The sequence below is a fragment of the Thauera chlorobenzoica genome (assembly GCF_001922305.1).
Lineage (GTDB): Bacteria > Pseudomonadota > Gammaproteobacteria > Burkholderiales > Rhodocyclaceae > Thauera > Thauera chlorobenzoica.
In genome coordinates this window covers 2292844-2309686 of record NZ_CP018839.1, presented here as the reverse complement: position 1 = coordinate 2309686, position 16843 = coordinate 2292844, and the positions used below count along the sequence as shown (strand labels likewise).

Genomic DNA, 16843 nt, shown 5'->3' with positions numbered 1-16843 from the left:
GCCGGTTCGACCTGCAATGTCATCCGCCGGACCGCTTCCGGTCCGGCGATCGGGAGCGTTTCACCGCTCACCCAAGGAGATGTCCCCATGTATGAAGTCCGGATTCATGGCCGTGGCGGTCAAGGCGCCGTACTCGCGGCCGAACTGCTCGCAACGGCGCTGGTGATCGAAGGCAAATACGCGGTATCCATTCCCTCGTTCGGTTTCGAGCGCCGGGGGGCGCCGGTCGTATCCTTCATGCGCTGCAGCGATCGCGAGATCCGCCAGCTCACCAACATCTACACCCCCGACTGCATCATCTGCGTCGACCCCACGGTGGCCAACTCGGTCGACATCTTCGCCGGCCTCAAGCCCGGCGGCGCCCTCGTCCAGGCGACCTCCAGACCGCTCGCGGAGCTGCACCTGCCCGCCACGGTGGGAACCGTCGGCCTGTGCGACGCGGTGCGCATCGCCAACGAGATCTTCGGCCGCCTGATCACCAACACCCTGATGCTCGGCGCCTTCGCCCGCACCACCGGGATGGTCTCGCTCGAAGCGCTCAAGCAGGTAATCGAGGAGTCGGATTTCCGCGATGCCGGATTGAAACAGAACCTCACGGCCCTCGAGCGCGGCTACACCGAGACCGTGGTCCATACCATCGAGCGGAGGGTCACTGCATGAGCGACCGTCATCACCCCTATCCGGCCTACCACCTGAAGCAGGCCGGCGTTCCCGACGACCTCTGTCCGGTCGCCACCGAACTCAGCCCGATGCGCCCGGGCGACTGGCGCAGCTTCCGCCCGATCGTCGAGCGCGACAAATGCGTCAAGTGCGCGGTGTGCTGGCTGTACTGCCCGGTGCAATGCGTGGAAGAGCACGCCGCGTGGTTCGACTTCAACCTGCAGACCTGCAAGGGTTGCGGGATCTGCGCCCAGGAATGCCCCCAGCGCGCGATCACGATGATCCCGGAGGCGCAATGAAACCGAACCCGAATGCCTGTGCGCGGGACGCGAGCGCGGCCCCGCAACCCGCCCGCATGGAGATGAGCCAATGAGCACGACGACGATCGACACGCCGAACACCGATGCCGCACGCGCCACGACCAAGGCGATGCTGTGCGAGGGCAACGAAGCCGCCGCACTGGCCGTCGCCCTCGCGCGCCCGGACATGGTCGCGGTCTACCCGATCACGCCGCAGACCTCGCTGGTGGAAAAACTTGCCTCGCTGATCGCCGAGGGCCGCATGGACGCCGACATCGTCGACGCCGAAGGCGAGCACTCGGTGCTGTCGGTGCTGCAGGGCGGAGCGCTCGCCGGCGCCCGCACCTACACCGCGACCTGCGGCCCCGGCCTCGCCTTCATGTTCGAGCCCTACCTGCGCACCTCCGGCATGCGCCTGCCGCTGGTGATGACGATCGTCACCCGCGACGGCATCACCCCGCAGTCGGTGTGGGGCGGCCACCAGGACGCGATGACCGTGCGCGAGTCCGGCTGGATCCAGATGTACTGCGAGACGGTGCAGGAAGTGCTCGACACCACGGTGATGGCGTTCAAGCTCGCCGAACACCACGATGTCATGCTGCCGGTCAACGTCTGCCTGGACGGCAACTACCTGTCCTACGGTGCATCGCGCATCGAGCTCCCCGAGCAGGCCGAAGTCGATGCCTTCATGGGGGCGAAGGACGTCAACTGGCACGTCGCCCTCGACCCCCAGCGCCCGATGGCGGTCGACCCGCTCACCGGCGGCTCCGGCGGCAACGGCCCCGAGACCTTCGCCCGCTACCGCCGCGGCCAGTGCCGCGGCATGCAGAGCGCGCTGCGCGTGATCACCGAGATCCACGAGGAGTGGGGCCAGCGCTTCGGCCACCACTTCGCCCCGTTGGTCGAGGAGTACCGCCTCGACGACGCCGAATACGCGATCATGACTCTGGGCAGCATGACCGGCGCCGCCAAGGACGCCATCGATGAAGCCCGCGCCGCCGGCGAGAAGGTCGGCCTGATCAAGATCAAGACCTTCAGCCCGTTCCCGGTCGCCGCCCTCAAGCACGCGCTGCGCAGCGTCCGCGCCCTCGGCGTGGTCGATCGCTCGGTCGCCTTCCGCTGGAACTGCGGCCCGATGTTCCAGGAAACGCTCGGCGTGCTCTACCGCCTCGGCCGCCACATTCCGGCGCAGAGCTTCATCGGCGGCCTGGCCGGCGCCGACCTCACCACCGCCATCTTCCACCGCGTCATCGACGAGACCCGGGCCCTGCTCACCCGCCCCGCCTCCGACGAGCCGGTATGGCTCAACGCCAAGGACTGAGGTAGCCACGATGCATACCACCGACTATCTGATCGCCGGCAGCAGCCATGCCGCGCTCGAAGCCATCACCGCGATCCGCATGCACGATGCGGCGGGCAGCATCACGGTGATCACCCGCGATCCCCACCCGCCCTATTCGCCGACCGTACTACCCTACGTCGTTTCCGGGCGCTCCGCACCCGAGCGCGTCTATCTGCGCGACGCCGAGTTCTTCACCCGCAACCGGGTCGAGTACCGCGCCGCCAGCGCGCTCGCCGCCGTCCATGCCGAGCGCCATGTCGCGACCCTCGCCGACGGCAGCGAAATCGGCTACCGCAAGCTCCTCCTCGCCACCGGCGCGAGCCCGATCGTGCCGCCGATCCCGGGCATCGACACGGTCGAATACCACGTCCTGCGCACCCTCGACGATGCCACCCGGCTGCGCGCGGCGATGACCCAGTCGCGCCGCGCGGTGGTCCTCGGCGCCGGCCTGGTCGGCATGCACGCCGCGGAAAACCTGGTCAAGGCCGGCGCCGAGGTCACCATCGTGGAGATGAACGCGCAGCTCACCTCGGGCTACTTCGACGACACCGCCGCCGGCCTGATCGAGGAAGCCTTCCGCGACAACGGCGCCACCATCCGCACCAACAGCCGGGTGGTCGGGGTACAGAAGACCGACACCGGCGTGCGCCTGCTGCTCGAAGGCGGCGACGGCATCGATGCCGACCTGCTGCTGGTCGCGGTCGGCGTGCGTCCCCAGCTCGATTACCTCGACGGCAGTGGCGTCGCCACCGAGCGCGGCATCCTGGTCGACGACGCCATGCGCACCAACGTCGCCGACGTCTGGGCCGCCGGCGACTGCGCCCAGGCCCGCGGCTTTTTCAGCGACGCGCCGATCATGAACGCGATCCTCCCCGACGCCAGCATCCAGGGCCGCATCGCCGGCATGGGGATGGCGGGTGACCCGGGCGCCAAGCCCTACCAGGGCGGCCTGGCGCTGAACACCTACCACTTCTTCGGTCGTCACGCGATCTCGGTCGGCAACAGCCAGGTGCCCGAAGGCGGCGACGCCCAGGTGCGCTTCGACCAGGACAGCGGCCGTTACCTGCGCGTGGTGTTCGATCACGACAACCGCCTGACCGGCATTTTCGGCGTCAATGAATTCTTCGATGCCGGCGTGATGGCGCAGCTGATCCTGCGCAAGACCGATCTCGGTCCGGTCCGCGACCGGTTCATGGCCGAGCCGCTCGCCACCGGCCGTGCGCTGATGTCGAATCTCTGGCGCTGAGGAGCACACCATGGGACAAGCCTATTCCACCATCGCCTTCGACGCGTCCAAATGCGACGGTTGCGGCGAATGCATGAAAGCCTGCGCGGGCGCCAAGTTCGAATCCGACGACGTCCGCCGCTCGCTGATCCAGATCATGCCCAAGGCCGCCGCCGCAACCGGCGTCGCCGCCAAGGGCGCGTTCGAGCTCGCACTGTGCCGCCAGTGCGGCGACCCCAAGTGCGTCACCGTCTGCCCGGCCGGCGCGCTCGGCAAGGACGGCGCCACCGGCGTCATCGACTGGGACGCCTCGAAATGCGTCGACTGCCTGCTGTGCACGATCGGCTGCAGCTACGCCGGCATCGCCCTCGATGAATACACCGGCCGCGTCAGCAAGTGCGACACCTGCGACGGCAAGCCCGCCTGCGTGCCGGCCTGCCCCACCGGCGCCCTGCGCCACGTCACCACCGCCCGCATCTACAACGAAGTCGGCGGCTGGGAAGACCTCTTCGCCCCCGGCCTGGCCGGCTGTCAGGGCTGCAACACCGAGCTGCTGATGCGCCACACCCTGCGCCGGGTCGGCCCCGACACCGTGCTCGCCACCCCGCCGGGCTGCGTCCCGGGAATGGGCTCGGTCGGCTTCAACGGCACCACCGGGACCAAGGTTCCGGTGTTCCACCCGCTGCTGACCAATACCGCGGCGATGCTCGCCGGGGTCAAGCGCCAGTACGAGCGGGTCGGGCGCAAGGTCACCGCGATGGCGATCGCCGGCGACGGCGGCGCCTCCGACGTCGGCTTCCAGTCGCTGTCGGGCGCAGCCGAACGCGGCGAGCGCATCCTGTTCATGGTGGTCGACAACGAGGGCTACATGAACACCGGCATGCAGCGCTCGAGCTGCACCCCCTACGGTGCGTGGACCTCGACCACGCCGGTCGGCGCCCACACCCGGGGCAAGACCCAGGACGCCAAGAACCTGCCGCTGATCATGGTCAACCACCGGTGCGCCTACGTCGCCACCGCGTCCACCGCCTACATGGAGGATCTGTACGCCAAGCTCGACAAGGCGCTCGAGGCCTCCGAGCACGGCTTCGCCTACCTCCACGTGTATTCGCCCTGCACCACCGGCTGGCGCTTCCAGAGCGCGATGAACATCGAAGTCGCGCGCAAGGCGGTGGAATCGAATTTCGTCACGTTGTGGGAATACACCCCCGAAACCGGGCTGAGTTTCTCGCGCCCGGTCGACCGCCCGCTGCCGGTTGTCGATTACCTGAAAGCGATGGGGCGTTTCCGCCACCTGAGCCCGGAGCAGATCGAACACATCCAGAACAAAGTCGAGGAGAACTTGCGCTTCGTACAGAAGATCGCGGAGAAAGAACATGGCTGATACCACTTCGAACACTGCAACCCACGAACCGATCGAGTTCGCCGATCGCGCCACCCTGGCCAAGCTGCAACTCGAGCGCATGCGCTGGTCGCTGCAGCACGCCTACGACAACGTCCCCCATTACCGCAACGCGTTCGACGCCGCCGGCGTGCAGCCGTCGGACCTGCGCGAGCTCGCCGACCTGGCGAAGTTTCCGTTCACCAGCAAGCAGGACCTGCGCGACAACTACCCCTACGGCCTGTTCGCGGTGCCGATGGCCGACATCGTGCGCGTCCACGCCTCGTCCGGCACCACCGGCCGCCCCACCGTGGTCGGCTACACCCGCAACGACATCCAGACCTGGGCCAGCGTCATGGCGCGCTCGCTGCGCGCAGCCGGCGGCAGCCGCAACGACATCATCCTCAACTCCTACGGCTACGGCCTGTTCACCGGCGGCCTGGGCGCGCACTACGGCGGCGAGGCCCTCGGCGCGACGGTGATCCCGATGGGCGGCGGCAACACCGACAAGCAGATCCAGCTGATCCAGGAGTTCGGCCCCACCATCATCCTGGCGACGCCGTCCTACATGCTGACCCTGGCCGACGAGATGGAGCGCCGCGGGCTCGACCCCTCGAGCACCTCGCTGCGCATGGGCCTGTTCGGCGCCGAACCGTGGACCAACGAGATGCGCCACGAGATCGAGACCCGGCTCGGCATCGACGCCGTCGACGTCTACGGCCTGTCCGAAGTGATGGGGCCGGGGGTGGCCTGCGAGTGTGTCGAGACCAAGGACGGTCCGCACATCTGGGAAGATCACTTCTACCCCGAGATCATCGACCCGGTGAGCGGCGAAGTGCTGCCCGAGGGCGAACTCGGCGAGCTCGTGTTCACTTCGCTGACCAAGGAAGCGATGCCGGTGATCCGCTACCGCACGCGCGATCTCACCCGTCTGCTGCCGGGCACCGCGCGCAGCATGCGGCGGATGGACAAGATCACCGGGCGCAGCGACGACATGCTGATCATCCGCGGGGTCAATGTGTTCCCGACCCAGATCGAGGAGGTCCTGCTGCGCAACGACAAGCTGTGCGGCCACTACCAGCTCGTGCTCAGCCGCGACGCCCACCTCGACCGCCTCACCGTGCGCGCCGAGCTGCGTCCCGACATCTCCGAAAGCATCGGCCGTGCCGACCGCCTGCAGCTCGCCGCCGACGTCCGCCACGCGATCAAGAGCCTGGTCGGAGTCACTGCCGAAATCGAAATCCTCGACACCGACAGCATCGAGCGCACCCAGGTGGGCAAGGCCAAGCGCGTGATCGACCGCCGCAACCTGCAGGAAGCCGGCCTCTGAGCCGCTCCCGCCCCGCCGCAAGCCTACATACCAGAGGAGACACACGATGACCCAGGCCACCGGGAATTCCGCACCGGAAACCGTCGCCGCCGAAGCGGCCGGGATCCTGCAAAGTGCATTGCGTGACGGGAGCGAGACGCTCGACGACGCCCGGACCGCCGCCCTGCTGGCGCTCACCGGGCTCCAGCGCGCCCCCGCGGTCCCCGCCGGCGCGATCGAGTTCGCGCTGCGCGCCCACACCACGCGCGAGTTCGGGCTCGTCCTCAGCGCCGGTCTCGGCGGCCTCGACGCCGAGCTCGATCCGGCCGACTTCGCCCGTGACCGCGCCGCGGTCCACGCCGCGGTCGAGCTGACCGACGGCGCCGACTTCCTCGAGCGCTTCCGCCACACCCTGGCGTATCGGCGCATCGCCCTTCTCGCCGCCCGCGCGGGCCGGCCGCTGCCCGACGCCGCGCTCGCCGCCGGCTTCGACGCCGTGCTCGCGATCGCCCGCGGCGCGCGCCCGGACGCCCCACAGGCCGGGGCCGTGCTCCAGGAGCTGCGCCTCGACTGCGCCTACGACGGCGAGGCGATCCGCGTCACCGCCGCCCGCGCCAGCGTCGGCGCGCCACCGGTACAGCGCGTGGCGCGCCCGATCCACAAGATCGACCGCCTCCTCCACCCCCAGCGCATCGGCATCATCGGGGTATCGGCCAACGGCATGAACTTCGGCCGCATCATCCTGCGCAACCTGCTCGGCAGCGGCTGCCCGCCCGAGCGCCTGTGCATCATCCGCGCCGGCGGCGGCGAGATCGACGGCGTCGGCTGCATCGAAAACGTGGGCGCGATCGAGGGCAAGCTCGACCTGCTGATCGTCGCGGTCGCCGCCGACGCGGTCTATCCGCTCGTCGACGAGATCCTCGAGAGCAACACCGTCGAGGCGGTGATGCTGATTCCCGGCGGCCTCGGCGAGACCGCCAAGAGCCGCGAGCCGGCCGCCGCGCTGGCAGCGAAGATCAACGCCGCCCACGCCCGCGGCGACGGTGGCCCGGTGTTCCTCGGCGCCAACTGCCTGGGGGTGGTGTCGCACCCGGGCGCCTACGACTCCTGGTTCATTCCCCTCGAGCGCCTGCCCAAACCGCAAAAGCGCGCCCAGCGCGACGCGGTGATGCTGAGCCAGAGCGGCGCCTTCATGATCACCCGGCTGAGCCAGAACCCCTGGCTCGACCCGCGCTACATGATCGCGATGGGCAACCAGACCGACCTCACCCACGGCGATCTGCTGTCCTGGTTCGCCGAGCGCGAGGAGGTGCACAGCATCGGCATCTACGTCGAAGGCTTCAAGGACCTCGACGGCCTCGCCTTCGCCCGCGCGGTGCGCCGCGCCGTGCTCGGCGGCAAGCAGGTGGTGGTGTATAAGTCCGGCCGCAGCACGGCCGGCCAGGGCGGGGTGATGGGGCACACCGCCTCGATCGCGGGCGACCCGGTGCTGTTCGCCTCGGTGCTGCAGCAGGCCGGCGCGATCGTCACCGACAACGTCGAGGCCTTCGACGACCTGTTCTACATGGCCGGCACCCTCCACGCCAAGCAGATCGGCGGCAACCGCCTCGGCGCCGCCAGCGGCGCCGGCTTCGAGGCGGTGAGCGCGGCCGACTCGATCGACGGCGAAACCTTCTCGATGCGGATGGGCACGCTCGGCGCCGCCACCGTCGCCCGCATCGAGGAAATCCTCGTCGAGAAGAAGCTCGCCGCCCTGGTCGAGGTGCGCAACCCGCTCGACATGAACCCGGGGGCCGACGACGACGCCCACGTCCGCATCACCGAAGCGATGATCGCCGACGACGACATCGATGCCGTGGTGGTCGGCCTCGACCCCACCGCGCCAATGGTGCGCGGGCTCGAGCAGAGCAAGCTGCGCCCGGGTTACGACATCAGCGACCCGGCCGGCACCGTGCACATCCTGCCGCCGCTGGTCGAGCGCTGCGCCAAGCCGATCGTCGCCGTCGTCGATGGCGGCCGCCTCTACGATGCGATGGCCGCCGCGATGATGGATCGCGGCGTGTGCGTGTTCCGCAACGTCGCCCGCGGCACCCGTGCGCTGGTACGCTACGTCGAGGCCCGCCTCGACGCCGAGCGCATCCGCAAGCATTTCGGCGAGCGCTGAGCCGGCGCTGTTTTCCGAATCCAACCGACCCACCTACCTGATGGAGCCTTGCAAATGAGTGAAACCCTTCAACCCGGCCTGACCCTGACCCGCCGCTACGACATCGACGCCGCCCGCACCATCGACGTCATGGGCGACGAATGCCGCGTGTATTCGACCCCGGCCCTGCTCTACGACATCGAAGTATGCTGCCGCGACCTGCTCCTGCCCCACATCGGCGAAGGCAAGGATTCGGTCGGCACCCGGGTCGAGCTCGACCACGTCGGCGCCACCCTGATCGGCATGTGGGTCGAGATCACGGTCAAGCTGGTCGAAGTCAACGGCCCCGCCGTGGTCTTCGAATTCAGCGCCCGCGACGCCCTCGAAGAAGTCGCCCGCGGCCGCCACAACCGCTTCGTGGTCGGCGTCGACAAGACCAAGCAGCGCCTGCTCGGCAAGCTCGCCAAGGCCAAGTCGGCCTGAGCGGCGCCCACCGCAGCGCAGCGCGGGGTCGTCCGGAAACGGGCGGCCCCGCGCCGTTTCCGCGGCCGCAGCCACCCGCCCGTGCGGGGACGAACCGGATCGCGTCCCCCACCCTGCCCCGTCGTCATCCACGCCCCGGCTGCTACAATCACCCGATGAACGGCAACCTACCTCAGTCATCGATGGGCCGCAGCCACTCCGAACCCCAGGCACCGCTTCGCGCCGACGCCATCACCTATGGCCTGCTCCCCGAGCTCATCGGCTACCGCCTGCGCCTGGCCCAGATCGCCATTTTTCGCGACTTCTGCGTCAAGGTCGGGGAAGCCGACATCACCCCAACCCTGTTCGGGGTCCTCGTCCTGATCGATGCCAACCCCGGGATGAAGCAGACTCAGCTCGCCGAAGCGATCCAGCTCGACCGTTCGAGCGTGGTGTCGGTCCTCGACAAGCTCGAAGCACGCAAACTGGTCGAGCGCATCCGCGCGCCCGACAACCGCCGCGCCAACGCCCTCCACCTCACCGCCGCCGGCCGCGAGCTGCTGCACACCCTGACCCCGCAAGTGCTCGATCACGAGCGGCGCCTCGTCAGCCGCCTCAGCGCAGAGGAACAGGCCCAGCTGCGCACCCTTCTCGGACGCGTGGTCGCAGGACTGCAGCAGAACGACGAACTGCCGCTGCCGACCGCGCCCTGAGCCAATACGCCCGGCGCTGCCCCAGGTACCGATCGCGGGCGCGGCATACGCCGGGCAGCGCCCCGGTCCTTACCGCACGGGGCGCTCACCCCATCCCGCCTGCATTCGCCCCGGCCCATGCGGTTAGAATCGAACGCTTGCCGCTTTCGAGGATGCCCCCGCGTGACCGCCGCCCTGAACACCCCCGCCGTCGACCTCTTCATTCAGCGCGGGCAGAAGAGCGGCATGCTGGAGGCGCGGGGCGCGGGGCGCGGGGCATGGTGCAGCGCGAGGGCGAGGCGTATCGGCTGCAGGGGTGAGCGTCGTCGCGATGGTTCCGTTATGATGCCAATGACACCGGACATCTACGCGGACAAAAATCCGCTGCAATAAAACCCAAGAAATTGATTTTTATATATTAAATACCCTATTATCGACGGACATTCGAGCGAGCATGATCGCCCTGGAATTCCCCGACATCCGGCTTCGGGTCGACACCGATCATTTCGGCCCGGTGCTGTTCGAGACCGGCGTCGATCCGGAACAACTCCGTCTGACGATGCAGCGCGTCGAGGATGCCCATACGCGGTTTGCGCACTCTCCCTTGGCGCAGGTCGCCAACAAACTCGAACGCGAGGTCATTGCCAGCAGCATCTACGGAACCAACACGATCGAAGGCGGCGCCCTCACCGAGGACGAAACCCGCGCGGCGATGGATCTCGACCCCGCGCAGGTGCAGGAGATCGAGCAGCGGCGTGTGCTCAACATCAAGGCCGCGTACGCGCGCGCGCGACAGGCCGCACTCGATCCGGCGTGGGTGCTCTCGATCGATTTCATCACCACCATCCACGGACTGGTCACCCACGACCTCCCCCACCCCGACAACCGGCCGGGGCTGATCCGTGACAACCCGAAAGGCCGCATTACCCACGTCGGCAGTCCGCAGCATGGCGGGCGCTACAAGCCGCCGCAGTATGATCACGACATCTGGCGGCTGCTGGCGGGTCTGCTGGACTGGCACCAGCAACTCGCCGATGCCGGCGTCCATCCGTTGGTGCGGGCGCCGCTGGTGCATTACTACTACGAGCTGATCCACCCGTTCTGGGACGGCAACGGCCGCGTCGGGCGCGTCATCGAAGCCACGCTGCTGCAGGCGGCGGGCTACGAGTACGCGCCATTCGCCCTGGCGCGCTACTACCTCGACCACATCGACACCTACTTCACCCTGTTCAACACCTGCCGCAAGGCGGCCGAAAAGCATCAGCCGCATCCGAACACGGCCTTCGTGCTGTTTCACCAGGAAGGGATGCGCCTGACGATCAACGCGCTGCATGATCGCGTCAATCGGCTCGTCAGCATCCTGCTCTTCCAGAGCCGGACTCGCGAGTTGCTCGACAGCAAGGTCATCAATGCGCGCCAGTACACCATCGTGTCGCAAGTGCTGACCCAGGCGCACCCGCTGCCGCTTGGCGAACTCCGGCACACGCCGTGGTATGCCAGCCTCTATCTGAAGCTGAACGACAAGACGCGCAGCCGCGACCTGAAGAAGCTTCGCGAACTGGATCTGCTCATTCTCGACCAGGAAGGCCAGGTGTGGCCGGGTTGCGTACAGCTTCGCAATCGCAGGCTGCGGTGAGCCGCACGGGGCGCTTTTCGCAGGCCCGGAAGGCGATCACCCGGTAGCCGTCCTGCACAGGGCGCCATGCATCGGGCACCGTGCCGGGCGCACGCAAAAACGGCGGCCTCGACGGCCGCCGTGATGCTGCACCCGCGGATCGCCGTTCAGCGACGCGCGTAAGCCACCCGCACATCCGCGGTCGACATGTCTCCCGGCAGCCGGATCGAACCGGTCTTCTGCAGCGAATCGCTGTCATGCACGCTGATCACGTTGCCGGCGCCGCCGATGTACAGCCGGGAGCCGTCGCGCGAGATCTGGATGCTGTAGTAGGTCTGGTCGAGATCGACCACCTTCAGCGTCTTGCGCGCGGAAATGTCGTGCTTGGACACGGTGTTGAACGCGCCGTACAGGATGTTCGGGTCGCGCGGATCGGCCACCAGGGTGAACACGATGAATTCGAAGGGGAAGATTTCCCGCGTCTCCGCCTTGCCGGTGGCCAGGTCGACGCGGCTCATGCCCCACCACCACTGCGCCGTGGCCATGTCCTGCGCCGGGCTGGTGAACTTCGCCGCGGTGTAGGGCATCAGGTACTCGTTGCGGTGCTCGCCCTGGGAATGCATCGCAAACGCGTCCGGCTGCGACCACAGCGGCCCGCGGTCCCAACTCGCCAGCGCCGAGACCGTGCGCACCGCACCGCTGCGGGTGTCGATGGCCTCGATGTCGGCACCGCCGAGGATGACTTCGCCGGTCGCGGTGGCGGCGATCTTGGTGATCCGCCGGTTCACCGGGAAGGTCCGCAGCGGCTGCGCCTCGAGCCCGTCGGCGATGCGGTATACCGCCAGCCGCGGCGGCAGCACCTCGAAGCGGTCGAGATGGCGGCGGACCGGGTTCTGCACGGTGTACAGCTCGCTGCCGTCGGCGCTCACCGCGATCGACTGGAAGGTCTTCACCCGCACGTCGCCGCTCGACTGCCTGGCGGAAAAGACCAGCTTGCAGGTCTCCAGCTCGAAGCCGTAGACGTCCTCCGACAGATTGTTGAGGACGAAGGCGTGGCGCCCGTCGGGCGACGGCACCAGCGCCCCCGAACCGAACTTGCCGGGCACCGGGCAGCTGCGCGCGAGGGTGTCGGTCTTCATGTCGATCACCTGGAGCACGCCGGGCCGGGTCACCGTCAGCAGGTATTCCGGATCGGGATCATGGGGGGCGGCCTGGTGCAGCGGCCCGGCACAGCCGGCGAGCAGGGCGGCCGCCCCGAGCAGGCCGCTCAGGCCCAGGGTTTTCAAGCGCAGGGGGATGGTCATCGCGGGCGCCTCTCTCATTCCTTGTCTTCGAAAATTCCGTCGAGCTTGCGCCAGTCGCGGCTCGCGCCATCCTTGCCCTCGCCCCAGTCGGGATAGTGGCTCATCGTGTCCGGCACCTGCGCCGGCCACCAGCACGAATCCGCGCAACCGTAGAGGTCGGCTTCCATCGGCTGGCACAGCGAACCACCGCCGCCGAAGGCGTCGATTTCCCAGCCGGGATCGGTGGTCGCGGTGCAGCCGACCACGGTCTGCATCGCGACGACTTCCTCCACCGCCTCGGGCTGCTCGGCCTGCTCCAGGAGACGGGCCTTCTTGTTCAGGGACTTGAGGTGTTTCATGCGCGTACACTCCTTCTCGGAGAAACATGTTCGGCGAAGAAGCCGGGATTTTCGGTGACGATCCGGGCATAGACTTCGATGCCGAAGTCGACCCAGTCGCGCAGCAATTCACAATAGTGGTAAGACGGCACCGCGGCATCGCCGTATTTCGCGTAGCTCTCGTGGTAGCAGCCACCGGAACAGATGTTGCGGATGCGGCAGCTCTCGCACCCGGTGCCGCTGCGCTCGAGGCGGCGGGCGATGAACGCCGCGAGCCGGGCGCGGTCGATGCCGGCGTCGACATCGCCGAAGGTCGGCAGGCTCGAACCGGTGAATCGGTGGCACAGGTTGAGCCCGCCCTTGCCATCGACCGCGAGCAGGGCGACGCCCGCCCCGCAGGGCAGGCTCTTGCGGTTGCCTTCGTGCAGGTCGGTGAGCAGCTGGTGCATGTTGCCGAAGCCCAGGCTGCGCCCGTCCAGTGCGGCATCCAGGTAGCGGCGGCCAAGCGTCTTGAGGCCGGTGAACACCGCAGCGAGTTCTTCGGCGTCGAGGTTGAAGGCCTGGAGCTCGCCGGAAGTGACCGGGCCGAAGCCGACCTCGTGAAATCCCACTTCGCGGTACAGATGGTCGAAGATCTGCTCGACATCGGTGATGCCGCGCGTCAACGTCACCCGGCAGCCCACCGGACGCGACCGGTAACGCGCCAGCAGCAGGTCGACCTTGCGTCGCACCACGTCGTAGGTTCCCTGGCCGCCGAAGCTGCGCCGGTTGCGGTCGTGCACCGCAGGCGGGCCGTCCATCGACACCGTGATGCCGACCCGGTTCGCATCGAGCCAGTCGATCAGCCGCTCATCGAGCAGGGTCGCGTTGGTGGTCAGGGTGAAATCCACCGCCGCGCCGTGCTCGGCGAAGCGGCGCTGGGCGTGGGCCACCACGGCGCGGATCAGCGGCATGTTCGACAGCGGCTCGCCGCCGAAGAACACGATCGTGTAGCGCGGCTGCGCGGGCGACTCGGCAAGCAGCATCTCGATCGCTTTCGCTGCGGTCTCGAACGACATCCGCAGGCCCCGCGCCGGTGCGCTCAGGTCTTCCTTGTAGCAGTAGGTGCAGCTCAGGTTGCAGCCGGTATTGACGTTGAGCACCACCGTGTTGAGCGGAAAAGTGGGCGGCGGACTCGGGAGCGCCGCCCCGCTGCCCGCGGCCGCTTGATCCGCGGCGAGCACGGCGAGGCGGCACAGTTCGGCCACCGTCTCGCGCACGGCGTCCACGCCATGGCGCTGCGCCAGGCGGGCCTCGATCGCCTCGGCATCGAGCGTGGCGTGCGTGTCGAACAGCGCCAGCACGTCGCGCGCGGGGGCGTCGAGTTCGAACAGTGCGCTGCTCGGCACGTGGAACAGCATCTGCCGGCCGCCGCTGTCGAGGCGGTGCAGGTTGGGCGCGACCAGGTGCAGCGTGCTCATGTCCTCGCTCCCGCCACGCTCAGTCGAGCGCACGCTCGACAAAATCGGGTACCGCGACGTTGAGGCTGCCGCGCCCCTCCACCGCGTACTCGCCTTCGCCCGCGGTGGCGAGCACGGCAAGGCGGCCGACGTTGTTGGCCGAACGCGCGCGCGCCGGGTTGGGCCCCGCATCGGCCGGCGTGAACAAGCCGTTGGCATCGATGGTGCCGGCGAACTCGTGGTCGCGCTCGTGGGCCGCGGCCTCGTCGAGGGGGGCGGTCGACCAGCGCACCGGCACCGTGCCCAGGGGCAGGTCGTCCGCGGTGCCGGCGATGCCGTCGGCGCCGGCGGCATAGCCGAGCGCGCGGTAGGCCACCCCGACCTTGGGCAGCTGGCTGTCGCCCGGCCCGCCGATGCGGGCGATGGCCTGTGCCGGCTCGACTTCGATGCGGGCGATACGGTCGTATACCGCAAGCATCCCCTGGCCGCGCGCCCGCCCGACCGCGAGGTCGCGCATGCCCACCGGACCGGACGCGCGGGCCCGGACCACAATGCGGTCGGCGCTGCGCGACAGCACTTCGAGCACGCGCACCCCCCGGCCCAGGTTCACCGCGCCGTCGAGCCGGCTGCCCACCAGGGTCAGCACCGCGGTTTCGCCCTGGCGCAGGTGCGCGGGCATCACCGCGACCAGCTGCGGCGCGGCGCCCTCCTTGAGCGCACGCAGGGTGGCGCCGACCCGGCGCGAATCGGCCAGATGCAGGCGCCCGCTCATCGTCCGCCCCTGCGCGTCCGCAGCCATCACCTGGCGCAGCGCGACCCCGTCGATGTTCACGCTGGCGCGCCATTCGTAGCCCGTATAGACGGTCGCGCTGCCTTCGCCACCGAGCGGGCGGCCGTCGGCGTGGCGGCCGTCGATGCGCAGCGCGAAGCGGTCCTGGCCGATCGGCGTGGCCGTCATCCGGCCTTCGAACTCCCCTTTGCCCGGCAACTGGCCGACGATGCGCCAGAAACCGCCGAGCGCGGGTTTGACCGCGGCCTGCCAGTCGCGCCAGGACGCAGAGTCGAGCGGGAAATCGCGGGCCAGCGCGGGGACGATCTGCTCGAGGGCGAGCTTGAACCAGGGCCGGTCGCGCGCCATCGAGTGCAGCTCGAGGGTCGGGTTCAGCCCCATGTGGCCATGCACGAGCAGCTCCCACTCCTGCGCGCTGCGCCGCTGCAGGCCGAAGCGCGCCCCGGAATGACAGCGCGCGCACATCGGCGCATAGGCGTCATCGAGTTGTTCGACGCGGTTGTTGTCATGCTCGAGCAGGTAGCGCCAGGGCGCGGCCTCGGCCGGCGCCAGGCCGCGGGTATCGGCCAGGTGCTTGATCAGGGCGCGCTTGTCCTCGGGCGTCACCTGCACGCCGTGCAGGGTCTGCATGCGGGTGATCGTCATCTGCCAGCCTTCGGGGCTCTTGCGCTGGCCGCTGATGCGGGAAATCACCCCGCCTTCCCCGGCATGGCAGGCCGTACAGGTCGTGCGCAGCAGCGCCTCGCCGTCGGCAGCGGCGAGCGCCGGCACCACGCCGAATGTACCGAATGCGCCGACCAGCACCAGGATGCCTGTGCGGACGATCGAACGGATGGAGTTTTCGTTGTTCAAGGCCCTCGCTCCTTGCTCGTATAGTGGTCCTTGCCGGCCTTGCCTCACGCAGCGGCCGGTCTTCTTGCTATGCCATGGCTTCCGGCACAGGATGAGAAATTAGCGCGCTGCTGTAAATCAACTTGACGCCAGATGTGTGAAGTTGTCCGGGGATGTAACGGCTTCGCAAGCATCGCCGCTCGACGCCGCGCTCCGCGCCCGCGCACATTGCCCGCAGCGGCGTTTTCAGGCGATCATGGCAGCCGACAAAAAGGACTTCGGCCCCATTTCCAGGAGGATCGATGACGAAGGAGACGAACCACCGCGCGCACATCATGGTGGTCGAGGACGACCCGGTCTCGCGTGCACTGCTGGTCGGTTATTTCGAACAGGAAGGCTATCGCGTCAGCGAAAGCGGGCAGGCCGGCGACCTGCTCCAGCGCATCGAGCGCGAGCGCATCGCGCTGGTGCTGCTCGACATCAAGCTCCCCGGCAAGGACGGACTCACCCTCACCCGCGAGCTGCGTGCAGCCTCGCGCGTGGGCATCATCCTCGTCACCGCCAAGGACGACGACATCGATCGCATCGTCGGCCTCGAACTGGGCGCCGACGACTACGTCACCAAGCCGTTCAACCCGCGCGAGCTGCTGGTGCGGGCGAAGAACCTGCTGTGGCGGATCGATGGCGCCGGGTACGCCGAACGCCAGGACCCGGAACACGGCAGCTGGCACTTCGAAGGCTGGAGCCTGAATCCCCAGAAGCGCCAGCTGCTCGCCCCCGACGGCCGCAGCGAGCGCCTGCCCCAGGGCGAGTTCAAGCTCCTCCTCGCCCTCCTCACCCATGCCGGGCAGGTGTTGTCGCGCGACCAGCTGATGGACGCGATCCACGACCGCGAATGGACCCCCAACGACCGCTCGGTCGACGTCCTGATCGGGCGCCTGCGGCGCAAGTTCGACGACAACCCGGCCGACCCCCGCCTGATCCTCACCGCCCACGGCGCAGGCTACCTGTTCGCCGGCGAAGTCGGCTGAACG

General features: G+C 68.5%; 15 protein-coding genes. 11 read left to right on the top strand and 4 right to left on the bottom strand.

All coding sequences use genetic code 11. The features are described from left to right. The first annotated feature begins 87 nt into the window (after nucleotides 1-87). From padE to Tchl_RS10665, 10 genes are all read left to right on the top strand, one after another. Nucleotides 88-660 carry an NADH-dependent phenylglyoxylate dehydrogenase subunit gamma gene (gene padE / locus Tchl_RS10715; protein WP_075148399.1) on the top strand — a complete coding sequence of 191 codons (573 nt, stop codon included), beginning with the start codon at nucleotides 88-90 and terminating at the stop codon, nucleotides 658-660. Then, nucleotides 657-959 (top strand): NADH-dependent phenylglyoxylate dehydrogenase subunit delta, encoded by a 303-nt coding sequence (gene padF / locus Tchl_RS10710; protein ID WP_075148398.1) that lies wholly within the window; start codon nucleotides 657-659, stop codon nucleotides 957-959. Before padE ends, padF begins: the two co-directional genes overlap by 4 nt. A gap of 70 nt (nucleotides 960-1029) precedes the next feature. Next, nucleotides 1030-2280, top strand: a complete 1251-nt coding sequence (padG, locus tag Tchl_RS10705; RefSeq protein ID WP_075148397.1) for an NADH-dependent phenylglyoxylate dehydrogenase subunit alpha — start codon at nucleotides 1030-1032, stop codon at nucleotides 2278-2280. A 10-nt stretch (nucleotides 2281-2290) separates the two neighbouring features. Beyond that, a complete protein-coding gene (gene padH / locus Tchl_RS10700) occupies nucleotides 2291-3547 on the top strand; it encodes an NADH-dependent phenylglyoxylate dehydrogenase subunit epsilon (protein WP_075148396.1) in 1257 nt (418 codons plus the stop codon). 10 nt (nucleotides 3548-3557) lie between these two features. Next, nucleotides 3558-4910 (top strand): NADH-dependent phenylglyoxylate dehydrogenase subunit beta, encoded by a 1353-nt coding sequence (gene padI / locus Tchl_RS10695; RefSeq protein WP_075148395.1) that lies wholly within the window; start codon nucleotides 3558-3560, stop codon nucleotides 4908-4910. Continuing rightward, nucleotides 4903-6237: a phenylacetate--CoA ligase PaaK gene (paaK, locus tag Tchl_RS10690; protein WP_075148394.1), complete on the top strand. Its 1335-nt coding sequence runs from the start codon at nucleotides 4903-4905 to the stop codon at nucleotides 6235-6237. The genes padI and paaK overlap by 8 nt, the downstream gene beginning before the upstream one ends. Before the next feature lie 46 nt (nucleotides 6238-6283). Further along, nucleotides 6284-8380, top strand: a complete 2097-nt coding sequence (locus Tchl_RS10685; protein WP_075148393.1) for a CoA-binding protein — start codon at nucleotides 6284-6286, stop codon at nucleotides 8378-8380. Nucleotides 8381-8434: 54 nt separating this feature from the next. Further along, complete coding sequence (locus tag Tchl_RS10680; protein WP_075148392.1) at nucleotides 8435-8842, top strand: thioesterase family protein; 408 nt, start codon at nucleotides 8435-8437, stop codon at nucleotides 8840-8842. Between the two features lie 182 nt (nucleotides 8843-9024). After that, the gene (locus Tchl_RS10675) at nucleotides 9025-9534 is read left to right on the top strand and encodes a MarR family winged helix-turn-helix transcriptional regulator (RefSeq protein WP_075148391.1); all 510 of its coding nucleotides are present in this window, start codon (nucleotides 9025-9027) and stop codon (nucleotides 9532-9534) included. Between the two features lie 433 nt (nucleotides 9535-9967). Continuing rightward, nucleotides 9968-11149: a Fic family protein gene (locus Tchl_RS10665; protein ID WP_075148389.1), complete on the top strand. Its 1182-nt coding sequence runs from the start codon at nucleotides 9968-9970 to the stop codon at nucleotides 11147-11149. Nucleotides 11150-11295: 146 nt separating this feature from the next. On the opposite strand, the gene peaD is transcribed toward Tchl_RS10665, so the two are convergent. Genes peaD through peaA form a run of 4 tightly spaced genes read right to left on the bottom strand, consistent with a single transcriptional unit; the run spans nucleotide 11296 to nucleotide 15830 of the window. Further along, complete coding sequence (gene peaD / locus Tchl_RS10660; RefSeq protein ID WP_075148388.1) at nucleotides 11296-12432, bottom strand: quinohemoprotein amine dehydrogenase subunit beta; 1137 nt, start codon at nucleotides 12430-12432, stop codon at nucleotides 11296-11298. Nucleotides 12433-12446: 14 nt separating this feature from the next. After that, entirely contained in the window at nucleotides 12447-12770 is a 324-nt protein-coding gene (qhpC, locus tag Tchl_RS10655) for a quinohemoprotein amine dehydrogenase subunit gamma (protein ID WP_075148387.1), read from the bottom strand. Continuing rightward, nucleotides 12767-14209, bottom strand: coding sequence for a quinohemoprotein amine dehydrogenase maturation protein (peaB, locus tag Tchl_RS10650; RefSeq protein WP_075148386.1), 1443 nt, complete (start codon nucleotides 14207-14209; stop codon nucleotides 12767-12769). The genes qhpC and peaB overlap by 4 nt, the downstream gene beginning before the upstream one ends. 19 nt (nucleotides 14210-14228) lie before the next feature. Beyond that, entirely contained in the window at nucleotides 14229-15830 is a 1602-nt protein-coding gene (gene peaA / locus Tchl_RS10645; RefSeq protein WP_083945216.1) for a quinohemoprotein amine dehydrogenase subunit alpha, read from the bottom strand. A gap of 281 nt (nucleotides 15831-16111) precedes the next feature. On the opposite strand from peaA, the gene Tchl_RS10640 reads away from it, so the two are divergent. Continuing rightward, nucleotides 16112-16840, top strand: coding sequence for a response regulator (locus Tchl_RS10640; RefSeq protein ID WP_075148385.1), 729 nt, complete (start codon nucleotides 16112-16114; stop codon nucleotides 16838-16840). Nucleotides 16841-16843: the final 3 nt, after the last annotated feature.